Source organism: Limnohabitans sp. (genome assembly GCF_040401495.1).
Classification (GTDB): Bacteria; Pseudomonadota; Gammaproteobacteria; order Burkholderiales; family Burkholderiaceae_C; genus Limnohabitans.
In genome coordinates this window covers 1-20,717 of sequence record NZ_JBBAOI010000011.1, presented here as the reverse complement: position 1 = coordinate 20,717, position 20,717 = coordinate 1, and the positions used below count along the sequence as shown (strand labels likewise).

Below are 20,717 nucleotides of genomic sequence, written 5' to 3'. Positions count from 1 at the left end.
AATTAAGATTGTGGTTAGAATGCCTTGGTTGGTGCTCGCGGTGTGGTTCACATACCGCAGTTCAACGGGAAGCAGAAGTTTTTTGGCCTACTTAGTACATCTTTTTTTGTACATAGCTTGGCTTCAAACCAGCCTGCGCTGCCCCCGCAACGGTCAAGCGAACGAAATGCCCTAGGGTGTTTCCATCCTCTCCTACACAGCCACTGGTTGCCTTGAACAAGCAACTGGGAAGGCGGACAGGGTTGTTTTCGCCAGCCCGGATACCGGCCAACAAGGTGAAGCCGCGTTCGTTCGTGGCTTCTTAACGTCCATGCACTGTCGGGGAAGGCGGTGAGGGCACTTGGCTGGTATTTTTCATCATGAACTTTTTAAAATTGCTCTTATGCAGCATTTGTGCTGTCTCGCATCTGGCTTGCATCGCACAAACCAACGACAACGAGGCACCTGAACTTGCCCCTTACATCGTTACTGCAACCAAATACCCTCAAGATCCACTAAAGCTAGCTGCTTTTGTCACCGTCATAACTCAAGATGACTTGAAAAATTCAGGAGTAAGAACAGTGAACGAGGCTTTGATTAGTCTGGGTGGTGTTCTAGGTAGAAAAAGTTTGTTTGGAGGAAATGAGTTCGCCATGGACATGGGCGGCTTTGGCGAAGCTGCTGCCTCTAACTTGGTTTATGTCATTGATGGCGTTGCTTTCAAACAAGGTGACAGCAGTGAAATTCGAATCAGCAATATTTCCTTAGACGAAGTTGAGCGAATCGAAATTCAACGTGGAGGTTCATCTGTGTTGTATGGTGAGGGTGCGGTTGGTGGTGTGATCAACATCATCACCCATGCCTCTGGGTTAAGTAGCAAATCACAAAACTCAGCAAAGCTAGAAGCTGGATTTGGTAGCTATGGCTATAAAGACGTCAAAGCAAGCACGCAATATTCTCATGATGGTCTACGCTTATTTGCGTCAGGTTCCAAAGGGGAATCTAATGGGTTCAGGGAGAATTCAGCAAGCAATACAGATAACGCCAGTCTTGCCATTCAAATGATCAGTGACAAAGCAAGAATCGGTGGCAGTTTTTCCAATAACAATGAGTTAGCACAAACACCGGGCGGTTTGACTATGGCGAAATATTTGGAAAACAGGAACCAAGCAAATACCATCAATTTATCTTTGCTGACCTTCCTTGATTCAAATTCAAAGCATTACGGTGCTTTTTCAGAAATTGATTTAAATGGCATCATCTGGAGAAATGACGTTAAGCGAAGAGATAGAAGTTATTATTTCCTTGATAATAAGGGTGGTTATGCAAGTACTGCAACCTATACAACAAAAAATGACACCTACTTAACAACTTTAAGCCAAGGGCTACCTACTAGTTGGGGTAATTACACTTACTTGGTTGGATTGGAAAGAAGTGAATGGACACAATTAAGAAACGACTCTAGCTATGGTTATTACGATAACTCTGCAGACAGTAATTCATTTTTTCTAAAAAATGAATTTGACTTAACGTCTTCACAAACCCGTATATCTGCTGGTTATAGAGTGGAAGATATGTACAAAGATACTTATGGACGTAATAAAGGGAAACTCTATTCAACACAAAAAAAAGCGGAGGCATGGGAATTGGGCGTTACACAATCCATCAGCTCAAGCCAGTCAGTTTGGGCTAAGTTATCTGGCAATTATCGGTTGCCAAACCTAGATGAAATAATTAGCTCATACGACTTGAGCGAAATAATTAATTCGGGTACATACACTGAAACGAATTTGAATCCTCAAACGTCCCTGGATAAAGAAATTGGTTGGCACTACATTTACAGTAAAGGAGATATCAATATAAGGGTATTCCAAAGCGATTTGAAAAATGAAATTGCTTATTACGAAAACTACTATACAAATATCAATCTTGACCCCACAAAAAGAAAAGGTGTTGATTTAAGTGTTCGCCAGCGCATTACAAGCTCCTTGGACATCGGTGGTTTCGCAACTTACAAACGTTCACGTTTTGTTGAAGGAACATACGCAGGAAATGAAATCCCTTTGTCACCTGACAAAATTTATTCTTTCAGAGCCAATTGGAAGTTTGCTTCCGCACAAAGTTTGAATGTGAATATTGTTTACACAGGTTCACAACAAATTGGTGGCGATTATGTAAATCTCTACAGCATGCCTGCTTATACAGTCACTGATCTCAGCTACCTATACAAGCTCCCGAAATCGGAATTCCAAGTTGCGGTTAAAAATATTTTTAACAAGGACTATTATTCTTATGCTACTACCAACGTTGGCAGCATCGCCTTGTACCCCGACATGAAGCGAAGTGTCTTTGCTGTTTACAAACACTATTTGAATTAACTGATCATTGTGATTCCCCAACGCATCGTCTGCCTTACCGAGGAAACCACCGAGTGGCTCTACCTCTTGGGGCAGTCGCACCGCATTGTGGGTATATCGGGCTACACCGTCAGGCCTAAAGAAGCGCGGCATGAAAAGCCGCGTGTCAGTGCGTTTACCAGCGCCAAGATCGACAAGATATTGGCCTTAAAGCCTGATTGCGTGTTTGGGTTTTCAGACCTTCAAGCAGACATTGCTGCCGCATTGATTCGACATGGTATTCAGGTGACGGTGTTCAATCAACGCAGCGTGGACGAGATTTTTTCCATGCTCTACCAAGTTGCGGCCATGGTGGGCGAAGCAGAACAAGGCTTGCAGCGCATAGAAGCTATGCAGCAACATTTGCACACTTTGAAAACTCAAACCTATGTCAAACGCCCAAAGGTGTATTTTGAAGAATGGGACGAACCACCCATCAGCGCCATTCGTTGGGTGTCCGAACTGATCCAAATCGCAGGCGGTGATGATTGTTTCCCCGAGTTGGCATTGCAGTCCATGGGAAAAGACCGCATCATCGCTGACCCTATGGAGATCGTCCGACGTAGCCCCGACATCATCATCGGTTCGTGGTGCGGCAAGAAGTTTCGCCCTGAAAAAGTAGCTGCGCGCACAGGTTGGGGCGATGTTCCTGCTGTCAAAAACGGGCAGATTTTCGAAATCAAATCTGCCGACATTTTGCAACCAGGACCCGCTGCTTTGACCGATGGCGTGAATCAGTTACACCGTATCTTCCAAAACTGGGTACAAAACTGTGGCTAGGCTGCTTTTGTTTATCTGCATGGGGCTGTGGTTTCACGCTGCAGTTGCCGTCACGGTAACCGATGACAGGCAAGTGACTGTGACATTTACCCAAGCGCCAAAGCGTATCGTCACCTTGCTCCCTTCCTTGGCCGAAACAGTGTGTGTTTTGGGTGCGTGTGACCGTTTGGTGGGTACCGACAAACACGCCAATTGGCCTGCTTCTGTGAAAGCTTTGCCCAAGCTCGGTGGTTTGGACGACACGCAGTTGGAAGCATTGGTTCGGTTGAAACCTGATTTGGTGTTGCTGGCAAAGTCCGCTCGCATCATCCAGCGGTTAGAGGCCTTGGGTATTGCGGTGCTAGCGCTAGAGCCACAAACCCATGCAGATGTGCATCGTGTGTTGCAAACAGTGGCTGTCGTACTGCAACTGTCCAATGCTCAGGATCAAGCCGATGCTGTGTGGCAAAACATTCAACAACAAGTCAATCAAGCCAAAGCGAACATTCCTTCACAGGCTATCAACGCCACGGTTTACCTTGAAGCCAGCACGGGCGGTTATGCCGCAGGTGAGGCCTCTTTCATTGGTGAAATCATGCGCCAGCTGGGTTTGAAAAATATTGTTCCTGCTGGCATGGGTGCATTTCCACAGCTCAATCCGGAATTTGTGGTGCGAGCTAACCCGCAGTTGATGGTGTTGGCTCAGCCCATGGTGACCCATCTTTCGCAACGCCCGGGTTGGTCTGGTATCGCCGCTATTAAGAACAAGCGAGTCTGTGCTTTTCCCTCAGCACAAGCCGATGTTTTGGTGCGACCAGGACCGCGTTTGGGTGAGGCCGCACAACTCATCAGTGACTGTGTACAACGCAGTTTTCCATCATGAAATTGTCCCGCGTTACTGTGCTTACTTGGTCGCTGCTTGCGCTTTCGTTGATGGCTATGGCTATGGGTTTGATGACCGGCAGCCTCGGTTGGGAGTGGCATACCGATTGGCATGACCCCATCGTTCAAGACATTCGTTTGCCAAGAACACTGGGCGCTTGGTTGGCGGGTGCTTTGCTGGGTTTGGCTGGTGCTTTGGCACAGGGCTTGTTTCGCAATCCCTTAGCTGACCCGTATTTGTTGGGAAGCGCCTCTGGCGCATCCCTGGGCGTAGCCGTCGCTTTGTCATTGGGACTATGGGGCTCTGCCAGCTTTGCAGATATGTCTGAGGCCATGCAATGGGCGATGCGTTTGGGTTTAACCGGCATGGCCTTTGTGGGCGCATGGGCGGCGGTTCTTCTCACGCTTTTGCTTGCCAAGGGTGTTGAGCACACTTTGCGTTTGTTATTGGCTGGCGTGGTGGTGGGTGTGGTTTTGGGCGCGCTCACCTCTTTGCTGACTTTGGTATTTCCCCAAACTTTGCCTGCGATGCAGTCTTTTTTGCTGGGCAACACCAGCATGTTGAGTGGACAGGCTTGTGTATTGATGTCTATCGTGTTGTTGTCATCTGCAGGGATGTCGTGGATTTTCAGCCCGTTATTGGACGGCTTGCGTTTGGGTGAGTCCACCGCACACAGCTTGGGTTTGCGTGTGCTGCCCTTGCGAATCGTGCTGTTGGCGGTGATGGGTTTGGCCACGGCCACAGCGGTTGCGCAAACCGGCTTGATCGCTTTTGTGGGCTTGGTAGCTCCCCATTTGGTCAGAGCACGTTTCACAGGTAGATCTGCTTCCCTGTTGGTCTTGTCTGCGTTGATGGGTGGTGTGCTGCTGACCACAGCTGATGTATTGGCCAGAGGCTTGTGGGCGCCGCAAGAGTTACCGGTTGGTGTGCTGACAGGCATTTTGGGCGGCGGGTATTTGTTGTGGCGCATCCATTCTTCTCAGATGGCAGGTTCGTCAGCATGAAGCCCGCGTATGCCTTAACTGCACAAAAATTGACCGTACAACGCGGTTCCTTGAGCGTCCTTTGCGAAGTCGATTTATCGATTCATGCAGCTCAGTGGACTTGCGTGGTCGGACCGAATGGCGCTGGCAAAACCACTTTGCTCAAAGCCATGGCGGGTTTGCTGCCTAGCACGGGGGAGTTGCATGTGCAGGATCAAGATCTCAGAATGTTGGCGGCAAAAGACCGCGCCAAGATGATCGCGTGGCTGGGTCAACAAGAGCAGGGCAGCGATGATTTGTCGGTCAATGATGTGGTGATGCTGGGGCGCTTGCCGCACCAATCTTCTTGGGTGGGTGCTGATGCACAAGACGTTGCACAAGCACAAACATGGCTGGCGCTTCTTCAACTGATCCCCTTGAGAGAGAAAAGTCTGGCGCAACTTTCTGCGGGTGAACGTCAACGCGCATTGTTGGGCAGAGCCTTAGCGGTACAAGCCCCGATTTTGTTGATGGACGAGCCGATTGCCAATGTCGACCTCCCCAACCAATCTGATTGGTTGCAAACAGTTCAGCAGCTCACCCAGCAAAACACCACAGTGGTGAGTGTCTTGCATGACCTGAATTTGGCCATGCGGGCTGACCATGTGGTGTTGATGAATCAAGGTCGTGTGGTCATTCATGCCAAGCCCGACGACCCTCTATTACACAAAGCTTTGATGGAAGTGTTTGCACATCGCATCAAGATTCACCGTGTGGCAGATCAGTGGGTAGTCCTGCCGATTTAGGGATCTTTAAAGCCTTGTTAAGCTAGTTTCCTCAGAGGACACCTTGTTATGACCCCATTGAAAAACTACAAGACTATGTCTACAGCCCTACCCACCCTCGTCAATCTGAACGACCAAGCATTGCACAGCGTATTGCAGTCCGCTATAGACAACAAAACCAAGCCCATGGGCTCGCTTGGCCGCCTCGAGGCTCTGGCGGTACAAATCGGCGAAATTTTGGGCACAGACAAACCGATGCTGGCGCATCCGCAAATGGTGGTGTTCGCCGCCGACCACGGGCTCACAGCGCAAGGCATATCAGCCTTTCCTTCGGATGTGAGCTGGCAGATGGTGGAAAACTTTCTGGCCGGGGGCGCAGCGGTCAGCGTGCTGGCGCGTCAACACGGTTTGGCTTTGACGGTGGTGGATTGCGGCGTGAACCGCGACTTTCTGGCGGGCCTGCCTGCTGGCACGCAACGCCCAGGCTTGGTTGTGCGTAAAGTGGCAGGCGCTGAACATGGCACTGCGGATTCCTCGCAATGCTTGGCGATGACGCCATCGCAATGCGAACAAGCTATGCGTAACGGCATGGAACTGGTGCGCGACTTGCCAGGCAACGCTCTGCTCTTGGGCGAAATGGGCATAGGCAATACCTCGGCGGCGTCTTTGTTGCTGGCGCGTCTGGCGGGCTTAGATATCGAGCTGTGTACCGGCGCGGGCACCGGCCTGGATGCGGCATCCATAGCTCGTAAATGCGAGGTCTTGGGCAAGGTGCTGGCGCTGCATGCGGATGCGACGCATCCCTTGGATGCGCTGTCCGCTTTCGGTGGGTTGGAGATAGCCACCATGACCGGCGCGGTGTTGCAAGCGGCAGCGCAGCGGCGAGTTATTGTGGTGGACGGTTTCATTGCCAGCACTGCGGTGCTGGTGGCGCATTCTCTTCAACCACTGGTGCTGCAGCGCTGCGTATTTGCACACCGCTCGGGAGAGCGCGGCCATGAATTCATGTTGCAGCATCTGGGCGTGCAAGCTTTGTTAGATCTGGGTTTGCGTTTGGGCGAAGGATCCGGCGCTGCGCTGGCCTGGCCGCTGTTGCAGTCGGCCTGCGCCATTCTTCGGGAGATGGCCAGTTTCGACTCGGCCGGTGTGTCTGAAAAATCTTCATCGGTTGTTGAATGACAGCGCTGCGCCATTTTTTGCTGGCGCTGCAATTTTTCACTCGCATTCCGGTCACCGGGCGGCTCGCTGAATGGGTGGGCTTTAGCCCGGCGATGTTGCGAGCTAGTGCGGCGTACTTCCCAGCCGTTGGGGTGGTCATCGGCGGCCTGGTCGTGATCTTGACTGCGGCACTGATGCACTACTTGCCCGCTGCGTATGCGCCCCTGGTAGCGGCAGCACTGGGCACGGCTTGGAGCGTGTGGTTGACCGGCGCTTTTCATGAAGACGGTCTGGCCGATGTGGCCGACGGTTTGGGCGGCAGCTATGACCGAGAGCGGGCGCTCATCATCATGAAAGACTCGCGCGTGGGTGCTTTCGGTGCGATTGCCGTGGTGCTGGCCTTGCTGAGCAAAGTGGCGCTACTGGCCTTGCTGGGTGCGGTCGGCATGCTGTGGATGTGTTTTGCTTTGATGGCTGGCCATGTGGTTTCGCGGACCTGGCCTTTGCTAATTATTCGATGGCTGCCGCATGTGGGTGACGACGCAGGCTCCAAGTCCAAACCGTTGGCAGATCAAATCAGCAAAGGCAGTTTGATACTTGCATTGCTATGGTGTGCAGCGGCACTGGCTTTAAGTTCATGGGTCGCAGCTTCAGTGCTTTCAGGGATTGATGGTCAAACGTTGGTAACGGCGCAGTTACTGCCGGTGTTGAAAGTTTTAGCCTGCGGCGGTCTTGCTAGCGTGCTGGTATTTATTTTCTTGCTGCGCTTGTTTGCGCGGCGTTTGCAAGGCTTTACCGGTGACTGCCTGGGCACCACACAGCAGTTGTGTGAAATTTCGTTTTACTTGGGCTGTGCGTTGGCCCTTGGTGGTGGCTTTTGACCGAGATGGTTTTAGACACATGAAGCTGTGGATAGTCAGACACGCAACGCCGCTGATTGCCAGTGGTGTCTGCTACGGCGCGTTGGATGTGGCAGCGGATGCACCACACACCTTGCAAGCTGCCCGTGCATTGGCGCAAGCGATACCACTGCATTGCAAAGTTTGGGTGTCCCCCTTGCAGCGTTGCATGCAACTGGCTGATGCTTTGTCAGACATACGGCCTGAGCTGAAAGCGCAAACCGACTCGCGTTTGCGCGAAATGGACTTTGGCACATGGGAGGGCGTTGCTTGGAATGCGATTCCACTGGAAGCCATGCAAGCCTGGACCGATGACTTTGGCGCACACCGCTTTGGCGGCGTTGAAAGCACCAATGAAGTGTTGGCTCGGGTTGCAGACTTGTGGGATGCGGCACGGCAACAGCCTTACGAAAACCAAGTGTGGATCACCCACGCTGGCGTGGCACGCGTTGCTCAACTGCTTTCACAAGGTATGCGAAGCGTGGACAGTGCGAGCCAGTGGCCTAAGGACGCGCCGGGGTATGGGCAGTGGTGGCGTAAAGATTTTTGAACCAAACTATAGGTTTCTGTCGCAATAGTGGAGTCCTGCCAATCTAGGGAGTTTCAAGCTTTGCTAAGCTTGGACCACTTTAGGAAGCAATGCCATGACCACTTTGAATGCCCAAGCCAATTTTCATGACAGCGGCTCTGCTGTGCGCGGTGACTTCGAGCCAGGGGACGCTTTTTATGAAGCCTTGATGGATGCCCACCAAGGCTTGAGCGAAGACCAAAGCCATTTGCTCAATGCACGATTGATTTTGGTGATGGCCAACCATATCGGCGACTTGGTCGTTCTCAAGCAAGCGATCCAATTAGCCAAAGACCATTTAGACGAATAGCGCTAGTTGGAGCGGGGTGTTTTGGGTTTGAAGTTGCAGAAATCTGCAACCTGACATTGCCAACACAGGGGCTTGCGGGCTTGGCACACATAGCGGCCATGCAAAATCAACCAATGGTGGGCATCGACCAAATAGGCAGCAGGAATGCGTTTGATTAAACTCATCTCTACCTCATAAGGCGTTTTGCCTGGCGCCAATCCTGTGCGGTTGCCCATGCGAAAAATATGCGTGTCAACTGCCATCGTGGCTTCACCGAAAGCCACATTGAGTACCACATTGGCGGTTTTACGACCCACACCTGGCAAGGCTTCCAAGGCCTCTCGGTTGCGAGGGACTTCACCGCCGTGCAAGTCGACCAGCATCTGGCAGGTTTGCATCAAGTGCTTGGCCTTACTACGAAAAAGTCCAATGGTTTTGATGTAATTCTCTAAACCCTCTAGCCCCAAAGCCAGTATTTTTTGCGGCGTACTTGCTACTGGAAACAGTTTGCGGGTCGCCTTGTTTACCCCAACATCAGTGGCTTGTGCGCTCAGCAACACAGCCGCAAGTAACTCAAACACGCTGGTATATTCCAACTCGGTGTTGGGCTGCGGGTTCGCTGCTTTGAGCGTCGCAAAAAACGGCTCGATGTGCTCTTTTTTCATCTTCAAAATCGGGGTCAGATCCCAATTATCACCCTATGCAATTTGCCGATCGCCTCAACAATGTAGAAACCTCCGCCATCCGCGAACTCTTCAAACTGCTGGGCAAGCCCGGCATCATCAGCTTTGCTGGTGGCTTTCCTGACAGCGCCATGTTTGACGTGGAGGGCATACGAGAAGCCAGCGAACGTGCTTTGCGTGAAGAGCCTGGTGCGGCCTTGCAATACGGCGCAACAGAGGGCTACAACCCTTTGCGTGAACAACTGGTGGCTTTCATGGCCAGCAAAGGTGTGAGGGGTTTGACCCATGAAGGATTGATTGTCACTACGGGCAGCCAACAGGCCTTGGACTTGGTCGCCAAAACCCTCATCAACCCCCACGACGTGGTGTTGGTAGAAGCCCCCACATTCTTGGCCACCATCCAATGCTTCAGGTTGTATGGCCCTCAAGTCGTGGGCGTGCCTATCGATGCCGATGGCGTGAAAGTTGACCAACTGGAAGAAATGATGGTCAAGCACAAACCCAAGTTGGTTTATGTGATTCCGACCTTTGGCAACCCCAGCGGCGCGATGATGAGTTTAGAGCGTCGTTTGAAAATTTTGGCGTTGGCTGTGAAGTACCAAACCGTGGTTGTGGAGGACGACCCTTATGGCGATTTGTATTTCGCTGAACCACCGCCCCCTTCTTTGCTGGCGCTCACCGAGCAAGTGCCTGGCAGTCGCGATTGGTTGGTGCATTGTGGGTCGCTGAGCAAGGTGTTGTCCCCTGGCCTGCGTTTGGGTTGGATGATTGCGCCTGCAGAGCTGTTGGCCAAAGCCACCATGTGTAAGCAGTTCAGCGATGCGCACACCTCTACCTTCGCCCAAGCCACTGCAGCGCATTACCTCAAAGCGGGGCGTATGCCCGCCACCTTGGCGAATGTGCGCCGCGTTTACGCTGAGCGAGCCAAAGCCATGGGTGAAGCTTTGAAGCTAGAGCTAGGCGACGCCTTGTCCTTCAGTCAGCCGCAGGGAGGGCTGTTTTTTTGGGCGCAACTGACGGGCGCTGGCGGCACACTCAAAGATGGCGGTGAATTAGCCAAACGTGCAATAGAAAAAGGCGTGGCTTTTGTGCCAGGTACTCCCTTTTTTGCCAATAACCCCGACACCTCTGCCATTCGCCTGAGTTTTGCCACCGCAGACGTGGCGAAGATCAAAGAAGGTATAGAAAGATTGGGGCAGGCTATTCGGACTTAGCCAGCAAAACCAGCGTAGCTTGAAGCATCCATCAAGCCATCGAGTTCTGGCAAGTCACTGAGTTGGACCTTGCAAAACCAGCCCTCACCCTCGGGGTCGGTATTGGCAAGCGAAGGGTCTGCTCGCAAATCTTCATTCACCTGTAACACCGTGCCGCTGGCAGGCATGTGTACATCGGCGGCTGCTTTGACAGACTCCACCACCCCCAACACTGTCCCTTGCGCAAAACTGGTACCGATGGCGGGCAGTTCTACAAACACAATGTCGCCTAAGGTTTCTTGGGCGTGAACGGTGATACCCACCCAAGCGAAATCGCCTTCGGTGCGCACCCATGTATGTTCTGCGTGGTATTTGGTCATGGTCACATGCCTGCGTAGTTGGGGCCACCGCCACCTTCGGGCGTTACCCACACAATGTTTTGCGTGGGGTCTTTGATGTCACAGGTTTTGCAATGTACACAGTTTTGTGCGTTGATTTGCAATTGGTCAGCGCCTTGGGCAGTCTTGATGTACTCGTAAACACCGGCAGGGCAATATCGGCCTTCTGGTCCATCGTAGGTGGCCAAGTTGGTGCTAACGGGCACAGCGCTGTCTTTAAGGGTCAGATGCGACGGTTGGTTTTCTTCATGGTTGGTGTTGCTGACGAAGACGCTGGAGAGTTTGTCAAAGCTGATGACGCCATCGGGCTTGGGGTAGGCAATGGCTTGGGACTGCGCAGCAGGCGTGAGGCTGGTGTGGTCAGCCTTGTGGTTGTGCAAGGTCCAAGGGGGTGTGCTGACACCTATTTTGGGCAAAGCAAATTGCTCCACGCCTGTCATGAGTTGGCCCACCCATTTGCCTTTTTTGAACCAGTTTTTGAAATTGCGGGTTTGGTGCAATTCTTTGTATAGCCAGCTGTTTTCAAAATGTGTGGGGTAGGCCGTCAGTTCATCGTGAGAGCGACCTTCAGCAATGGCCACAAACGCTGCTTCTGCGGCCAACATGCCCGACTTGATGGCGGCATGGCTGCCCTTGATGCGAGCCGCGTTTAGGTACCCCGCATCGCAACCAATGAGTGCGCCCCCAGGAAACACGGTTTTGGGCAGGGCCTGCGGAGTGCCGTTGTTGATGGCTCGTGCGCCATAGCCAATGCGTTTACCGCCCTTTAAATGTTTGGCGATGCTGGGGTGCGTTTTCCATCGCTGCATTTCTTCGAACGGGCTCATATAGGGGTTGGTGTAATCGAGACCCAGCACAAAGCCTAAAGTAACTTTGTTGTCTTCTAGGTGGTATAAAAAACCACCACCAAAGCTGTTGTCTTCTATAGGCCAACCGGAGGTGTGCACCACCAAGCCAGGTTTGGCTAAGACGGGGTCAACTTCCCATAATTCTTTGATGCCAATGGCAAAGGTTTGGGTGTCTTTGCCTTGATCAAGCTTAAAACGCTCAATGACTTGCTTGCCCAAGTGGCCACGCGCACCTTCGGCAAATATGGTGTACTTTGCGTGTAACTCCATACCCAATTGAAAGTTGTCGGTGGGTGTGCCGTTTTTTCCCAAGCCCACATGGCCGGTGGCCACGCCTTTGACAGAACCGTCCTCGTTGTAGAGCACTTCAGCAGCGGTGAAGCCAGGAAAAATTTCAACGCCTAAATTCTCCGCTTGCTGAGCTAACCACTTGGTGACATTGCTAAGGGACACCACATAGCAACCGTCGTTGTGAAAATTGCGCGGCATCAGCCAAGAGGGTACAGAGCTAGCACCAACCTCAGAAAGAACCAGCAACTCGTCGCCGCTGACGGCTTGGTTCAAAGGAGCACCGCGCTCTTTCCAGTCGGGGAACAATTCGTTCATGGCCCGAGGGTCCATCACGGCGCCCGACAAAATATGTGCCCCTGGCTCAGAACCTTTTTCAAGCACCACCACCGAAAGGTCGTGGCCTTTTTCTACACACAGTTGCTTCAAGCGAATGGCGGTGGCCAAGCCGCCAGGGCCGCCGCCCACCACCACAACGTCATATTCCATGGCCTCGCGGGGGCCAAATTGGTCGAGCAAATTTTTTGGGGTCATAGATACGGTGGATAGGATGTCATAGCTGCGACAGATTCTATTCGGAGTGCTCAGCGCTTATCGCCATAATCGAATGATAAAGGGCCTTAGCTGTTCGGAGCCCTTTTAACTTTCAGGAGTTCAATATGGCATACAGCCTTGATTTATCTGGACGCGTGGCTTTGGTCACTGGGGCCTCCAGTGGCTTGGGCGCGCAGTTTGCTCAGACCTTGGCCGGTGCTGGTGCTGCTGTGGTTTTGGCTAGCCGACGTGAGGATAGATTGAAGTCTTTGCGCGTAGATATCGAAGCGCAGGGTGGTCAAGCGCATGTGATCAGTTTGGATGTCACCAACCAAGAAAGCATTGAAGCTGCCGTGGCGCATGTGGAAACCGAAGTTGGGGCCATTGATATCTTGATCAACAACTCTGGTGTCAGTGCCACTCAGCGCTTGCAAGACGTCAAGGAAGAAGACTTTGACTTTATTTTCAACACCAATGTGCGCGGGGCTTTTTTCGTCGCCCAAGCCGTGGGTAAACGCATGTTGGGACGTGCCAAAGGCGCCTTGCCAGGCACGTATGCGGGTGGACGCATCATCAATATTGCTTCGGCAGCGGCTCTGCGCGTATTGCCACAAATCGGCATCTATTGCATGAGCAAAGCTGCGGTGGTGCAAATGACCAAAGCCATGGCGATCGAGTGGGGCAGGTACGGCATCAATGTGAATGCCATTTGTCCGGGCTACATCGACACCGAGATCAACCACCACCATTGGGAGACCGAGCAAGGGAAAAAATTGGTGAATATGTTCCCCAAAAAACGCTTAGGGCAACCGCAGGATCTCGACGCTTTGCTGGTGATGTTGGCCAGCCCGCAAAGCGATTTCATTAATGGTGCCGTTATTTCTGCAGATGATGGTTTTTCCATATGAGAATTCAACTGCCTGTTGAAAAAAAATGGGTTTACCAAGAGGTGATAGCCATGCGCTGGGGCGATATGGATGCCATGGGGCATCTCAACAACACCAGTTACTTTCGCTATTTGGAGACGGCCCGTATCAATTGGTTTACCCAGTTGGCCTGTCCGCCCGACCCCAGTGGAGAAGGCCCCGTCATCGTCAATGCTTTTTGTAACTTTTTGATCCAGTTGGAATACCCCTGCGATGTGCTGGTCAAGATGTATGTCAGCGATCCGCAACGCAGCTCCTTTGAATCGTGGGCTACTTTGGAGCGAACTGACCAGCCGGGTGTGATCCACGCAGAGGGCGGAGCCACCACGGTATGGGTCAATTTCCCTTTGAAAAAATCAGCACCTTTGCCCGAATGGATGCGGGTGCACTTGGTTTGAGGTGCTTGGTTTTGACGCGCTGCTCCTTTTATACAAACTTTCACATCTCCTACTAAATTATCAGCTTAATCCTTATTAATTAGTTTTTATGGTTATTATTTGAAGGTGTCTCGCTGCTTTTGTGGGACTGACGGAGATAACCACAGTGACGCTTCCCCACGAGTTGTCTGCGCAGATCATGCGCAAGCAACCGACCCAAAAACGCGCTCAACTCACCATTGACGCCATATTCGAAGCCACCTCGCAAATTGTTGACCGAGAAGGTGTCAGTGGTCTGACCACCAACAAAATTGCAGCCAAGGCTGGCTTCTCTGTGGGTACCTTGTATCAATATTTCTCAAGCAAAGAGGCTATTTTTCGCGCTATGTCGCAGCATGGGCGCAACTTGGTGCTGCGTGAACTTGAAAGCTATTTGTTTTCGGTCGAATGCAGCCAGGACCCAGAAGACATCAGGCCAGAAGTGTTTGTTCGTCGCTATGTGCAAATCTGCATACAAGGTTTTGCTTTAGGGAAAAGTTACCGACGTGCCATGAACCGCTTGTGTTGGCTGCTCGAGCAACCCGAGGAAACTGCCGTGTCAGTGCAAAACATGGTTGACCGCTTGATGGCTTGCTTGAAATACCTGCACCACCCTCTTTTGCCGGTCTTAGACGAGACGCAAACCTTTGTGCTGAGTCGCTCGCTCATGGGCTGTTTGCGTAGCGCATCGCTCGAGCGATTCGAGCACATGGAGTCGGAGGCATTTGAAGACCAGTTGGTTGATTTGCTCATGTCCCAACTGGTGCGCAACTTGGTGCCGGCTTAAGCCTTTTTTTCTTTAGGTATTCGCCCCATGGCATAAAACTCGGGGTTGGGCAACATATTTGAAAAACTCGCTATGCGGTTTGACAAGCCAAAAAAAGCGGTGATGGAGGCGATATCCCAAATATCTTCATCGCTGAAACCATGAGCGTGTAAAGGGGCAAAGTCAGCCTCCGCTATTTCGTCGCTGTGCATACATACCTTCATCGCAAAGTCGAGCATGGCACGTTGGCGTGGGCTGATGTCAGCCTTGCGGTAATTGGTTGCCACTTGGTCTGCCACCAAAGGCTTTTTCTCATAGATACGCAAAATGGCACCATGTGCCACCACACAATACAAGCAGTGGTTAGCGGCGCTGGTGGTGGTGACGATCATTTCCCGCTCGCCCTTGGTCAGGCCACTGTCTTCGCGCAACATCAAGGCATCGTGGTAAGCGAAAAAAGCCCGCCATTCGGCAGGTCGACGTGCCAAGGTCAAAAAAACATTGGGCACAAAACCGGCTTTTTCTTGAACCTCCAAGACTTTGGCCCGTATATCCTCGGGCAGGTCTTTGATTTCTGGGGCAGGGTAGCGCTTCATATTGTCTCCATTCGTCCCTTCATTATGCCCACGAGCCTTAGAATCGTTGCATTGCAGCAAAGGAGAGTGGCTTGAATAAATTGTTTCCCAGTGCGGCGGCAGCGCTTGATGGATTGGTCCGTGATGGGCAGTTGATTGCCGTTGGAGGCTTTGGTTTGTGCGGCATTCCCGAAGCCTTGATCGCTGCGTTGCGTGACAGCAAGGTGCAAAACCTCACCGCCATCTCCAACAACGCAGGTGTAGACGATTTTGGCTTGGGTTTGTTGCTGCAAACCCGTCAAATTAAAAAAATGATTTCCTCTTATGTGGGAGAAAACAAAGAGTTTGAACGCCAGTATTTGGCCGGTGAACTTGAATTGGAATTCACCCCACAAGGCACTTTGGCCGAAAAGCTGCGTGCTGGCGGCGCAGGTATTCCTGCGTTTTTCACTAAAACGGGTGTGGGTACGGTGGTGGCTGATGGCAAAGAATTACGCGAATTTGATGGCGAAACCTACGTCATGGAGCGCTCTTTGGTACCCGATGTGTCCTTGGTCAAAGCCTATGCCGCCGACCGCGTGGGTAATTTGCAATTTCGCTTAACCGCTCGCAACTTCAACCCTGCCGTGGCCATGGCAGGCAAAGTCTGTGTGGTGGAAGTGGAAAAAATCGTTGAGGTCGGCGAGTTAGACCCCGATCATGTGCATTTGCCAGGTATTTATGTGCACCGCATTGTGCTTAACGCCCATCCCGAAAAACGCATTGAAAAAAGAACCATCACAGAGAAAGCGGGGGTCTGACCATGAGTTGGAGCCAAGACCAAATGGCAGCCCGTGCTGCCCACGAATTAGAAGACGGTTTTTATGTCAATCTCGGCATTGGCATTCCTACGCTGGTGGCCAACCATGTGCCCAGCCATATCGAGGTGTGGTTGCAGTCTGAGAACGGCATGTTGGGCATTGGCCCTTTTCCCAATGAAGACCATGTGGACGCCGACCTTATCAACGCCGGTAAACAAACCGTCACTACCTTGGCGGGCACATCGATTTTTGGCAGCCACGACAGCTTTGCCATGATCCGAGGCGGCAAGATCAACCTCTCGATTTTGGGTGCCATGCAGGTGAGCGAAAAAGGTGATCTGGCCAACTGGATGATTCCAGGCAAGATGGTCAAAGGCATGGGCGGTGCCATGGACTTGGTCGCTGGTGTCAAGCGTGTCATCATTTTGATGGAGCACGTGGCCAAGAAAAAAGACGGCACAGAGGATTTGAAAATTCTGCCCCAATGCACCTTGCCGCTGACAGGTGTGGGGGTGGTCGATCGCATCATCACCGACTTGGCCGTGATGGACGTTACACCCGAGGGCTTAAAAGTGGTCGAACTCGCCGATGGCGTGACCCGCGAGTTCTTGCAAAGCAAGACCGGCGTAGCACTTATTTAGCTACTGAAAACCTTAGCCTAAGGGGAGGTTTGTGCCATGGCTTGGTCCATGGCCTTGCTATAGGTTTGAAAGTACTGAACCGCTTGAGGTGTAGGTACTAAAAATTTGGTGCGGCGGTTGCTGCCTTCAAAATGCGTGTCGATCATGCCAATTTCACGCAAGACATCTAATTTGCGGTGAATTGTGGCGGGCGAGGCAATATGCGACATCGCCATGGCCTCGGTCACGGTCAGTGGCTTGCCTTGTGATTGGCGAACAGCAATGGTCTCTAACAATTTCTTGGCATCAAGGTCTAAAGCGGGCAGTTCACCCTTGCCCTCGATAGTGTGAAGCAGCGTTAAAAAACGAATGTAAATGTGGTTGCGCATACAGAAAAATAATAACAGTTATTGATAAAAGTTTTCATTTATTTAATAATTATTAAATATAAATAAATTTATCATAATTAATTATTTGATAAACAAAATTTTTGATTTCTTCATATATTCAGTATATCGCCAATGCATAGGTATTTCATTTCCAGATATTCCGCCATGCCATGACTAGAGCCTTCTCGCCCCAAACCTGACTGTTTCACACCGCCAAAGGGAACGTGTTCGGTGGCAATGACGCCCACATTTATACCGACCATGCCGTACTCCAAGGCTTCTGCTACGCGGTAGATGCGCCCAACATCGCGGCTAAAGAAATAGCTGGCTAAGCCAAACTCGGTGTTGTTGGCTGCATCTATCGCTTCTTGCTCTGTTGAGAAACGAAACACCGGCGCAAACGGGCCAAAGGTTTCTTCCTTGGCGCACAGCATGCTGGCCTTGGCGTCGGCGATGACGGTAGGTTCGAAAAACTGACCTTGCAGTTTTTTACCACCGGCCAGCACACGCCCCCCTTGTTTGACGGCATCAGCCACATGGCGCTCGACTTTCTCCACCGCTGCGTCCTCGATCAAGGGGCCTTGCGTCACGCCTTCAGCAAAGCCATTACCCACATTCAGGGTAGCGACTTTGGCGGCAAATTTCTGCACAAATGCATCGTAAACACCGTCTTGTACATAGATGCGGTTGGCGCATACGCAGGTTTGCCCAGCGTTGCGGAATTTGCTGATCATGGCGCCTTCAACCGCCGAGTCAATGTCGGCATCGTCAAACACGATGAAGGGCGCATTGCCACCCAATTCCAAGGCCAGTTTTTTCACAGTGGGGGCAGACTGCGCCATCAAGATTCGCCCGACTTCGGTGGAACCAGTAAAGCTGATGTGACGCACCGTGTCGCTGGCGCAAAAAACCTTGCCTACAGAAATACTGTTGGCGCTGTCTGCGGTCAGCACATTCAACACGCCGACAGGCAAGCCAGCACGTACCGCCATCTCGGCCGCAGCCAAAGCGGTCAGCGGTGTGAGTTCGGCGGGTTTGATGATGACAGGACAACCCGCCGCCAGCGCAGGTGCGACTTTTCGGGTGATCATGGCCAAAGGGAAATTCCACGGCGTGATGGCAGCGCACACACCAATGGGCTGTTGCAGCACCATGAGGCGGCGGTTGTTGTCAAACTGGGGCAGGGTTTCGCCATTTACCCGCTTGGCTTCTTCGGCGTACCACTCGACAAAGCTGGCACCATAGGTCACTTCACCCTTGGCTTCTGCATAGGGCTTGCCTTGTTCGGCGGTGAGGATGCGAGCCAAATCTTCCACGTTCGCCATCAGCAAGTCATACCATTTGCGCAAAAGAATGCTGCGTTCTTTGGCTGTTTTACTGCGCCAAGCAGGCCAAGCAGCATCGGCGGCGGCAATGGCGCGGGTGGCGTCGTCGGGGCCGAGGTTGGCAACATCGGCCAACTTGCGCCCGTTGCTGGGGTCGAGCACATCAAAGCGTTGTGAGCCTTTGACCCACTCGCCATTGATCAGCGCATCGGTTTTAAGCAAGCTGGGGTCTTTGAGCAGGGCAAGGGGAGAGGTTTGCATGTCCATGGCAGAGCCGTTGTCGTTAAAAGGTCAACACGAATCATGGCATAAAATTCTGTATGACTTCAGCCCCCGTTTCTGTCGCCGACATTCGGCAAAGTTTCCTCGATTTCTTCGCCGCCAAAGGCCACACCGTGGTGGCTTCCAGCCCCTTGGTGCCGGGCAACGACCCCACCCTCATGTTCACCAACTCGGGCATGGTGCAGTTCAAAGACGTGTTTTTGGGCTCGGACAAGCGCTCGTATGTGCGGGCGGCCTCGGTGCAAGCCTGCTTGCGAGCAGGGGGTAAGCACAACGACTTGGAAAATGTGGGTTACACCGCGCGCCACCACACCTTTTTTGAGATGCTGGGCAATTGGTCGTTTGGCGACTACTTCAAGCGCGAGAGCCTGACATGGGCTTGGGAGTTGCTGACCGAGGTGTACCAACTGCCGGCTGACAAGCTCTATGCCACCGTTTACATCGAAGACAACGAGGCCCATGACATATGGGAAGATATTTTCGTCAAAGCGGGTTGGACACCCGAGCGCCTCAAGCAGGAAAACCGCATCATCCGCATCGGTGACAACAAGGGCGGGCGCTACAAGAGCGACAATTTTTGGATGATGGCCGACACTGGCCCCTGCGGCCCGTGCTCTGAAATTTTTTACGACCATGGCGACCACATCCCCGGCGGCCCGCCTGGCAGCCCCGAGGAAGACGGCGACCGCTTTATTGAGATTTGGAACAACGTGTTCATGCAGTTCAACATGGCCGAGGACGGCTCGGTCACGCCGCTGCCTGCGCCCTGCGTGGACACCGGCATGGGCCTCGAGCGCTTGGCGGCCATCCTCCAACATGTGCACAGCAACTACGAAATCGACCTGTTCGCCACGCTCATCAAAGCAGCAGCGCGTGAAACCGGTTGTGCCGACTTGGCCACGCCATCGCTGCGGGTGATTGCCGACCACTTGCGCGCCACTGCGTTTTTGGTCAGCGATGGCGTCGTGCCCTCCAACGAGGGGCGCGGTTATGTGCAGCGGCGCATCATCCGCCGCGCCATCCGCCACGGCTACAAGCTGGGCCAAAAAACGCCGTTCTTTCACAAACTGGTGCCTGATTTGGTTGGCCTCATGGGTGCGGCCTATCCCAACTTGGCGGCGCAGGCCGATCGCATCACCGCGATTTTGAAAACCGAGGAAGAGCGGTTTTATGAGACGCTGGAAATCGGCATGCACATCTTGGACGAGGCCTTGGCCGATGGCGTCAAGGTCTTGCCAGGCGAGGTGGCTTTCAAGTTGCACGACACCTACGGCTTCCCGCTGGATTTGACCAACGATGTCTGCCGAGAGCGCGGCGTGAATGTGGATGAGGCGGGTTTTCACACCGCCATGGACCGCCAAAAAAACCAAGCCCGCGCGGCGGGCAAGTTCAAGATGGACAAGGCGCTGGACTACAGCGGCGCCCCCACCCAGTTTGTGGGTTACGAGCGCTTGCAAGCGCCCGCCAAAATTTTGGCGATCTACCTTGATGGCGTGTCGGTCGCGGCCTTGAACCATGGCCAAAGTGGTGTGGTGGTGCTCGACACCACCCCGTTTTACGCTGAGAGCGGCGGCCAAGTGGGGGATGAGGGCGAGATGGTCTGTGGCTCGGCTCGCTTTGCGGTGGAAGACACCCAAAAAATCAAGGCCGATGTGTTTGGCCACCACGGCACGCTGACCCAAGGCACGATGAATGTGGGCGACAGCCTGCAAGCCTCGGTGGGCTCTGGCGTTCGCGCGGACACCGTGCGCAACCACAGCGCCACCCATTTGATGCACAAGGCTTTGCGCGAGGTGCTGGGAGACCATGTGCAGCAAAAAGGCTCTCTGGTGAATGATGAGCGCACCCGCTTTGACTTTGCCCACAACGCCGCGGTGACGGATGCCCAAATCGCGGACATTGAGGCGCGGGTGAACCATGAAATTTTGGCCAACGCCAGCACCCAAGCGCGGGTGATGGACATTGAATCCGCGCAAAAAACCGGCGCCATGATGCT

General features: G+C 52.7%; 22 protein-coding genes and 1 riboswitch. Of the genes, 16 read left to right on the top strand and 6 right to left on the bottom strand.

Annotated features, from left to right (window positions below):
- Positions 1 to 12 precede the first annotated feature (12 nt).
- A riboswitch (cobalamin riboswitch) is annotated at positions 13 to 286 on the top strand.
- 73 nt (positions 287 to 359) lie between these two features.
- From AC9UEO_RS08480 to AC9UEO_RS08440, 9 genes are all read left to right on the top strand, one after another.
- Positions 360 to 2,357 (top strand): TonB-dependent receptor, encoded by a 1,998-nt coding sequence (locus AC9UEO_RS08480; protein ID WP_509532129.1) that lies wholly within the window; start codon positions 360 to 362, stop codon positions 2,355 to 2,357.
- A 3-nt stretch (positions 2,358 to 2,360) separates the two neighbouring features.
- Complete coding sequence (locus AC9UEO_RS08475) at positions 2,361 to 3,155, top strand: cobalamin-binding protein (protein WP_509532227.1); 795 nt, start codon at positions 2,361 to 2,363, stop codon at positions 3,153 to 3,155.
- A gap of 19 nt (positions 3,156 to 3,174) precedes the next feature.
- Positions 3,175 to 4,017 (top strand): ABC transporter substrate-binding protein, encoded by an 843-nt coding sequence (locus AC9UEO_RS08470; RefSeq protein ID WP_509532127.1) that lies wholly within the window; start codon positions 3,175 to 3,177, stop codon positions 4,015 to 4,017.
- The gene (locus AC9UEO_RS08465; protein WP_509532125.1) at positions 4,014 to 5,021 is read left to right on the top strand and encodes a FecCD family ABC transporter permease; all 1,008 of its coding nucleotides are present in this window, start codon (positions 4,014 to 4,016) and stop codon (positions 5,019 to 5,021) included. The genes AC9UEO_RS08470 and AC9UEO_RS08465 overlap by 4 nt, the downstream gene beginning before the upstream one ends.
- Positions 5,018 to 5,785: an ABC transporter ATP-binding protein gene (locus AC9UEO_RS08460; RefSeq protein ID WP_509532124.1), complete on the top strand. Its 768-nt coding sequence runs from the start codon at positions 5,018 to 5,020 to the stop codon at positions 5,783 to 5,785. Before AC9UEO_RS08465 ends, AC9UEO_RS08460 begins: the two co-directional genes overlap by 4 nt.
- A gap of 75 nt (positions 5,786 to 5,860) precedes the next feature.
- The gene (gene cobT / locus AC9UEO_RS08455) at positions 5,861 to 6,943 is read left to right on the top strand and encodes a nicotinate-nucleotide--dimethylbenzimidazole phosphoribosyltransferase (RefSeq protein ID WP_509532225.1); all 1,083 of its coding nucleotides are present in this window, start codon (positions 5,861 to 5,863) and stop codon (positions 6,941 to 6,943) included.
- Positions 6,940 to 7,803: an adenosylcobinamide-GDP ribazoletransferase gene (locus AC9UEO_RS08450; protein WP_509532122.1), complete on the top strand. Its 864-nt coding sequence runs from the start codon at positions 6,940 to 6,942 to the stop codon at positions 7,801 to 7,803. Before cobT ends, AC9UEO_RS08450 begins: the two co-directional genes overlap by 4 nt.
- Positions 7,751 to 8,371 carry a histidine phosphatase family protein gene (locus tag AC9UEO_RS08445; RefSeq protein WP_509532120.1) on the top strand — a complete coding sequence of 207 codons (621 nt, stop codon included), beginning with the start codon at positions 7,751 to 7,753 and terminating at the stop codon, positions 8,369 to 8,371. The genes AC9UEO_RS08450 and AC9UEO_RS08445 overlap by 53 nt, the downstream gene beginning before the upstream one ends.
- A 94-nt stretch (positions 8,372 to 8,465) precedes the next feature.
- Positions 8,466 to 8,699 carry a DUF2783 domain-containing protein gene (locus AC9UEO_RS08440; protein WP_509532118.1) on the top strand — a complete coding sequence of 78 codons (234 nt, stop codon included), beginning with the start codon at positions 8,466 to 8,468 and terminating at the stop codon, positions 8,697 to 8,699.
- A 2-nt stretch (positions 8,700 to 8,701) separates the two neighbouring features.
- Here the strand turns inward: AC9UEO_RS08440 and nth are convergent, their stop codons facing one another.
- Positions 8,702 to 9,343 (bottom strand): endonuclease III, encoded by a 642-nt coding sequence (gene nth / locus AC9UEO_RS08435; RefSeq protein WP_509532116.1) that lies wholly within the window; start codon positions 9,341 to 9,343, stop codon positions 8,702 to 8,704.
- 35 nt (positions 9,344 to 9,378) lie between these two features.
- On the opposite strand from nth, the gene AC9UEO_RS08430 reads away from it, so the two are divergent.
- The gene (locus AC9UEO_RS08430) at positions 9,379 to 10,575 is read left to right on the top strand and encodes an aminotransferase-like domain-containing protein (protein WP_509532114.1); all 1,197 of its coding nucleotides are present in this window, start codon (positions 9,379 to 9,381) and stop codon (positions 10,573 to 10,575) included.
- Here the strand turns inward: AC9UEO_RS08430 and gcvH are convergent.
- Complete coding sequence (gene gcvH / locus AC9UEO_RS08425; RefSeq protein WP_509532112.1) at positions 10,572 to 10,934, bottom strand: glycine cleavage system protein GcvH; 363 nt, start codon at positions 10,932 to 10,934, stop codon at positions 10,572 to 10,574. The genes AC9UEO_RS08430 and gcvH overlap by 4 nt on opposite strands.
- 2 nt (positions 10,935 to 10,936) lie before the next feature.
- Positions 10,937 to 12,622 (bottom strand): electron transfer flavoprotein-ubiquinone oxidoreductase, encoded by a 1,686-nt coding sequence (locus AC9UEO_RS08420; protein WP_509532111.1) that lies wholly within the window; start codon positions 12,620 to 12,622, stop codon positions 10,937 to 10,939.
- Positions 12,623 to 12,747: 125 nt separating this feature from the next.
- Here AC9UEO_RS08420 and AC9UEO_RS08415 point away from each other — a divergent pair, with 125 nt between their 5' ends.
- The 3 genes from AC9UEO_RS08415 (at position 12,748) to AC9UEO_RS08405 (ending at position 14,751) form a co-directional block, all read left to right on the top strand.
- Positions 12,748 to 13,530, top strand: coding sequence for an SDR family oxidoreductase (locus tag AC9UEO_RS08415; protein WP_509532109.1), 783 nt, complete (start codon positions 12,748 to 12,750; stop codon positions 13,528 to 13,530).
- Entirely contained in the window at positions 13,527 to 13,946 is a 420-nt protein-coding gene (locus AC9UEO_RS08410; RefSeq protein WP_509532107.1) for an acyl-CoA thioesterase, read from the top strand. The genes AC9UEO_RS08415 and AC9UEO_RS08410 overlap by 4 nt, the downstream gene beginning before the upstream one ends.
- A 145-nt stretch (positions 13,947 to 14,091) precedes the next feature.
- Positions 14,092 to 14,751 carry a TetR/AcrR family transcriptional regulator gene (locus tag AC9UEO_RS08405; RefSeq protein ID WP_509532105.1) on the top strand — a complete coding sequence of 220 codons (660 nt, stop codon included), beginning with the start codon at positions 14,092 to 14,094 and terminating at the stop codon, positions 14,749 to 14,751.
- Here AC9UEO_RS08405 and AC9UEO_RS08400 read toward each other — a convergent pair.
- On the bottom strand, positions 14,748 to 15,326 hold the full coding sequence (locus AC9UEO_RS08400; protein ID WP_509532103.1) for a peroxidase-related enzyme: 579 nt from the start codon (positions 15,324 to 15,326) through the stop codon (positions 14,748 to 14,750). The genes AC9UEO_RS08405 and AC9UEO_RS08400 overlap by 4 nt on opposite strands.
- 71 nt (positions 15,327 to 15,397) lie before the next feature.
- Between AC9UEO_RS08400 and AC9UEO_RS08395 the strand changes: the two genes are divergently transcribed.
- The gene (locus tag AC9UEO_RS08395; RefSeq protein ID WP_509532102.1) at positions 15,398 to 16,105 is read left to right on the top strand and encodes a CoA transferase subunit A; all 708 of its coding nucleotides are present in this window, start codon (positions 15,398 to 15,400) and stop codon (positions 16,103 to 16,105) included.
- Positions 16,106 to 16,107: 2 nt separating this feature from the next.
- Positions 16,108 to 16,746, top strand: coding sequence for a 3-oxoacid CoA-transferase subunit B (locus tag AC9UEO_RS08390; RefSeq protein WP_509532100.1), 639 nt, complete (start codon positions 16,108 to 16,110; stop codon positions 16,744 to 16,746).
- Between the two features lie 17 nt (positions 16,747 to 16,763).
- Here AC9UEO_RS08390 and AC9UEO_RS08385 read toward each other — a convergent pair whose 3' ends face one another.
- On the bottom strand, positions 16,764 to 17,114 hold the full coding sequence (locus AC9UEO_RS08385; RefSeq protein WP_509532099.1) for a hypothetical protein: 351 nt from the start codon (positions 17,112 to 17,114) through the stop codon (positions 16,764 to 16,766).
- Positions 17,115 to 17,224: 110 nt separating this feature from the next.
- Positions 17,225 to 18,706 (bottom strand): NAD-dependent succinate-semialdehyde dehydrogenase, encoded by a 1,482-nt coding sequence (locus tag AC9UEO_RS08380; RefSeq protein ID WP_509532097.1) that lies wholly within the window; start codon positions 18,704 to 18,706, stop codon positions 17,225 to 17,227.
- 53 nt (positions 18,707 to 18,759) lie between these two features.
- On the opposite strand from AC9UEO_RS08380, the gene alaS reads away from it, so the two are divergent.
- Positions 18,760 to 20,717 (top strand): alanine--tRNA ligase (alaS, locus tag AC9UEO_RS08375; RefSeq protein WP_509532095.1); only part of this gene is annotated, 1,958 nt, incomplete at its 3' end.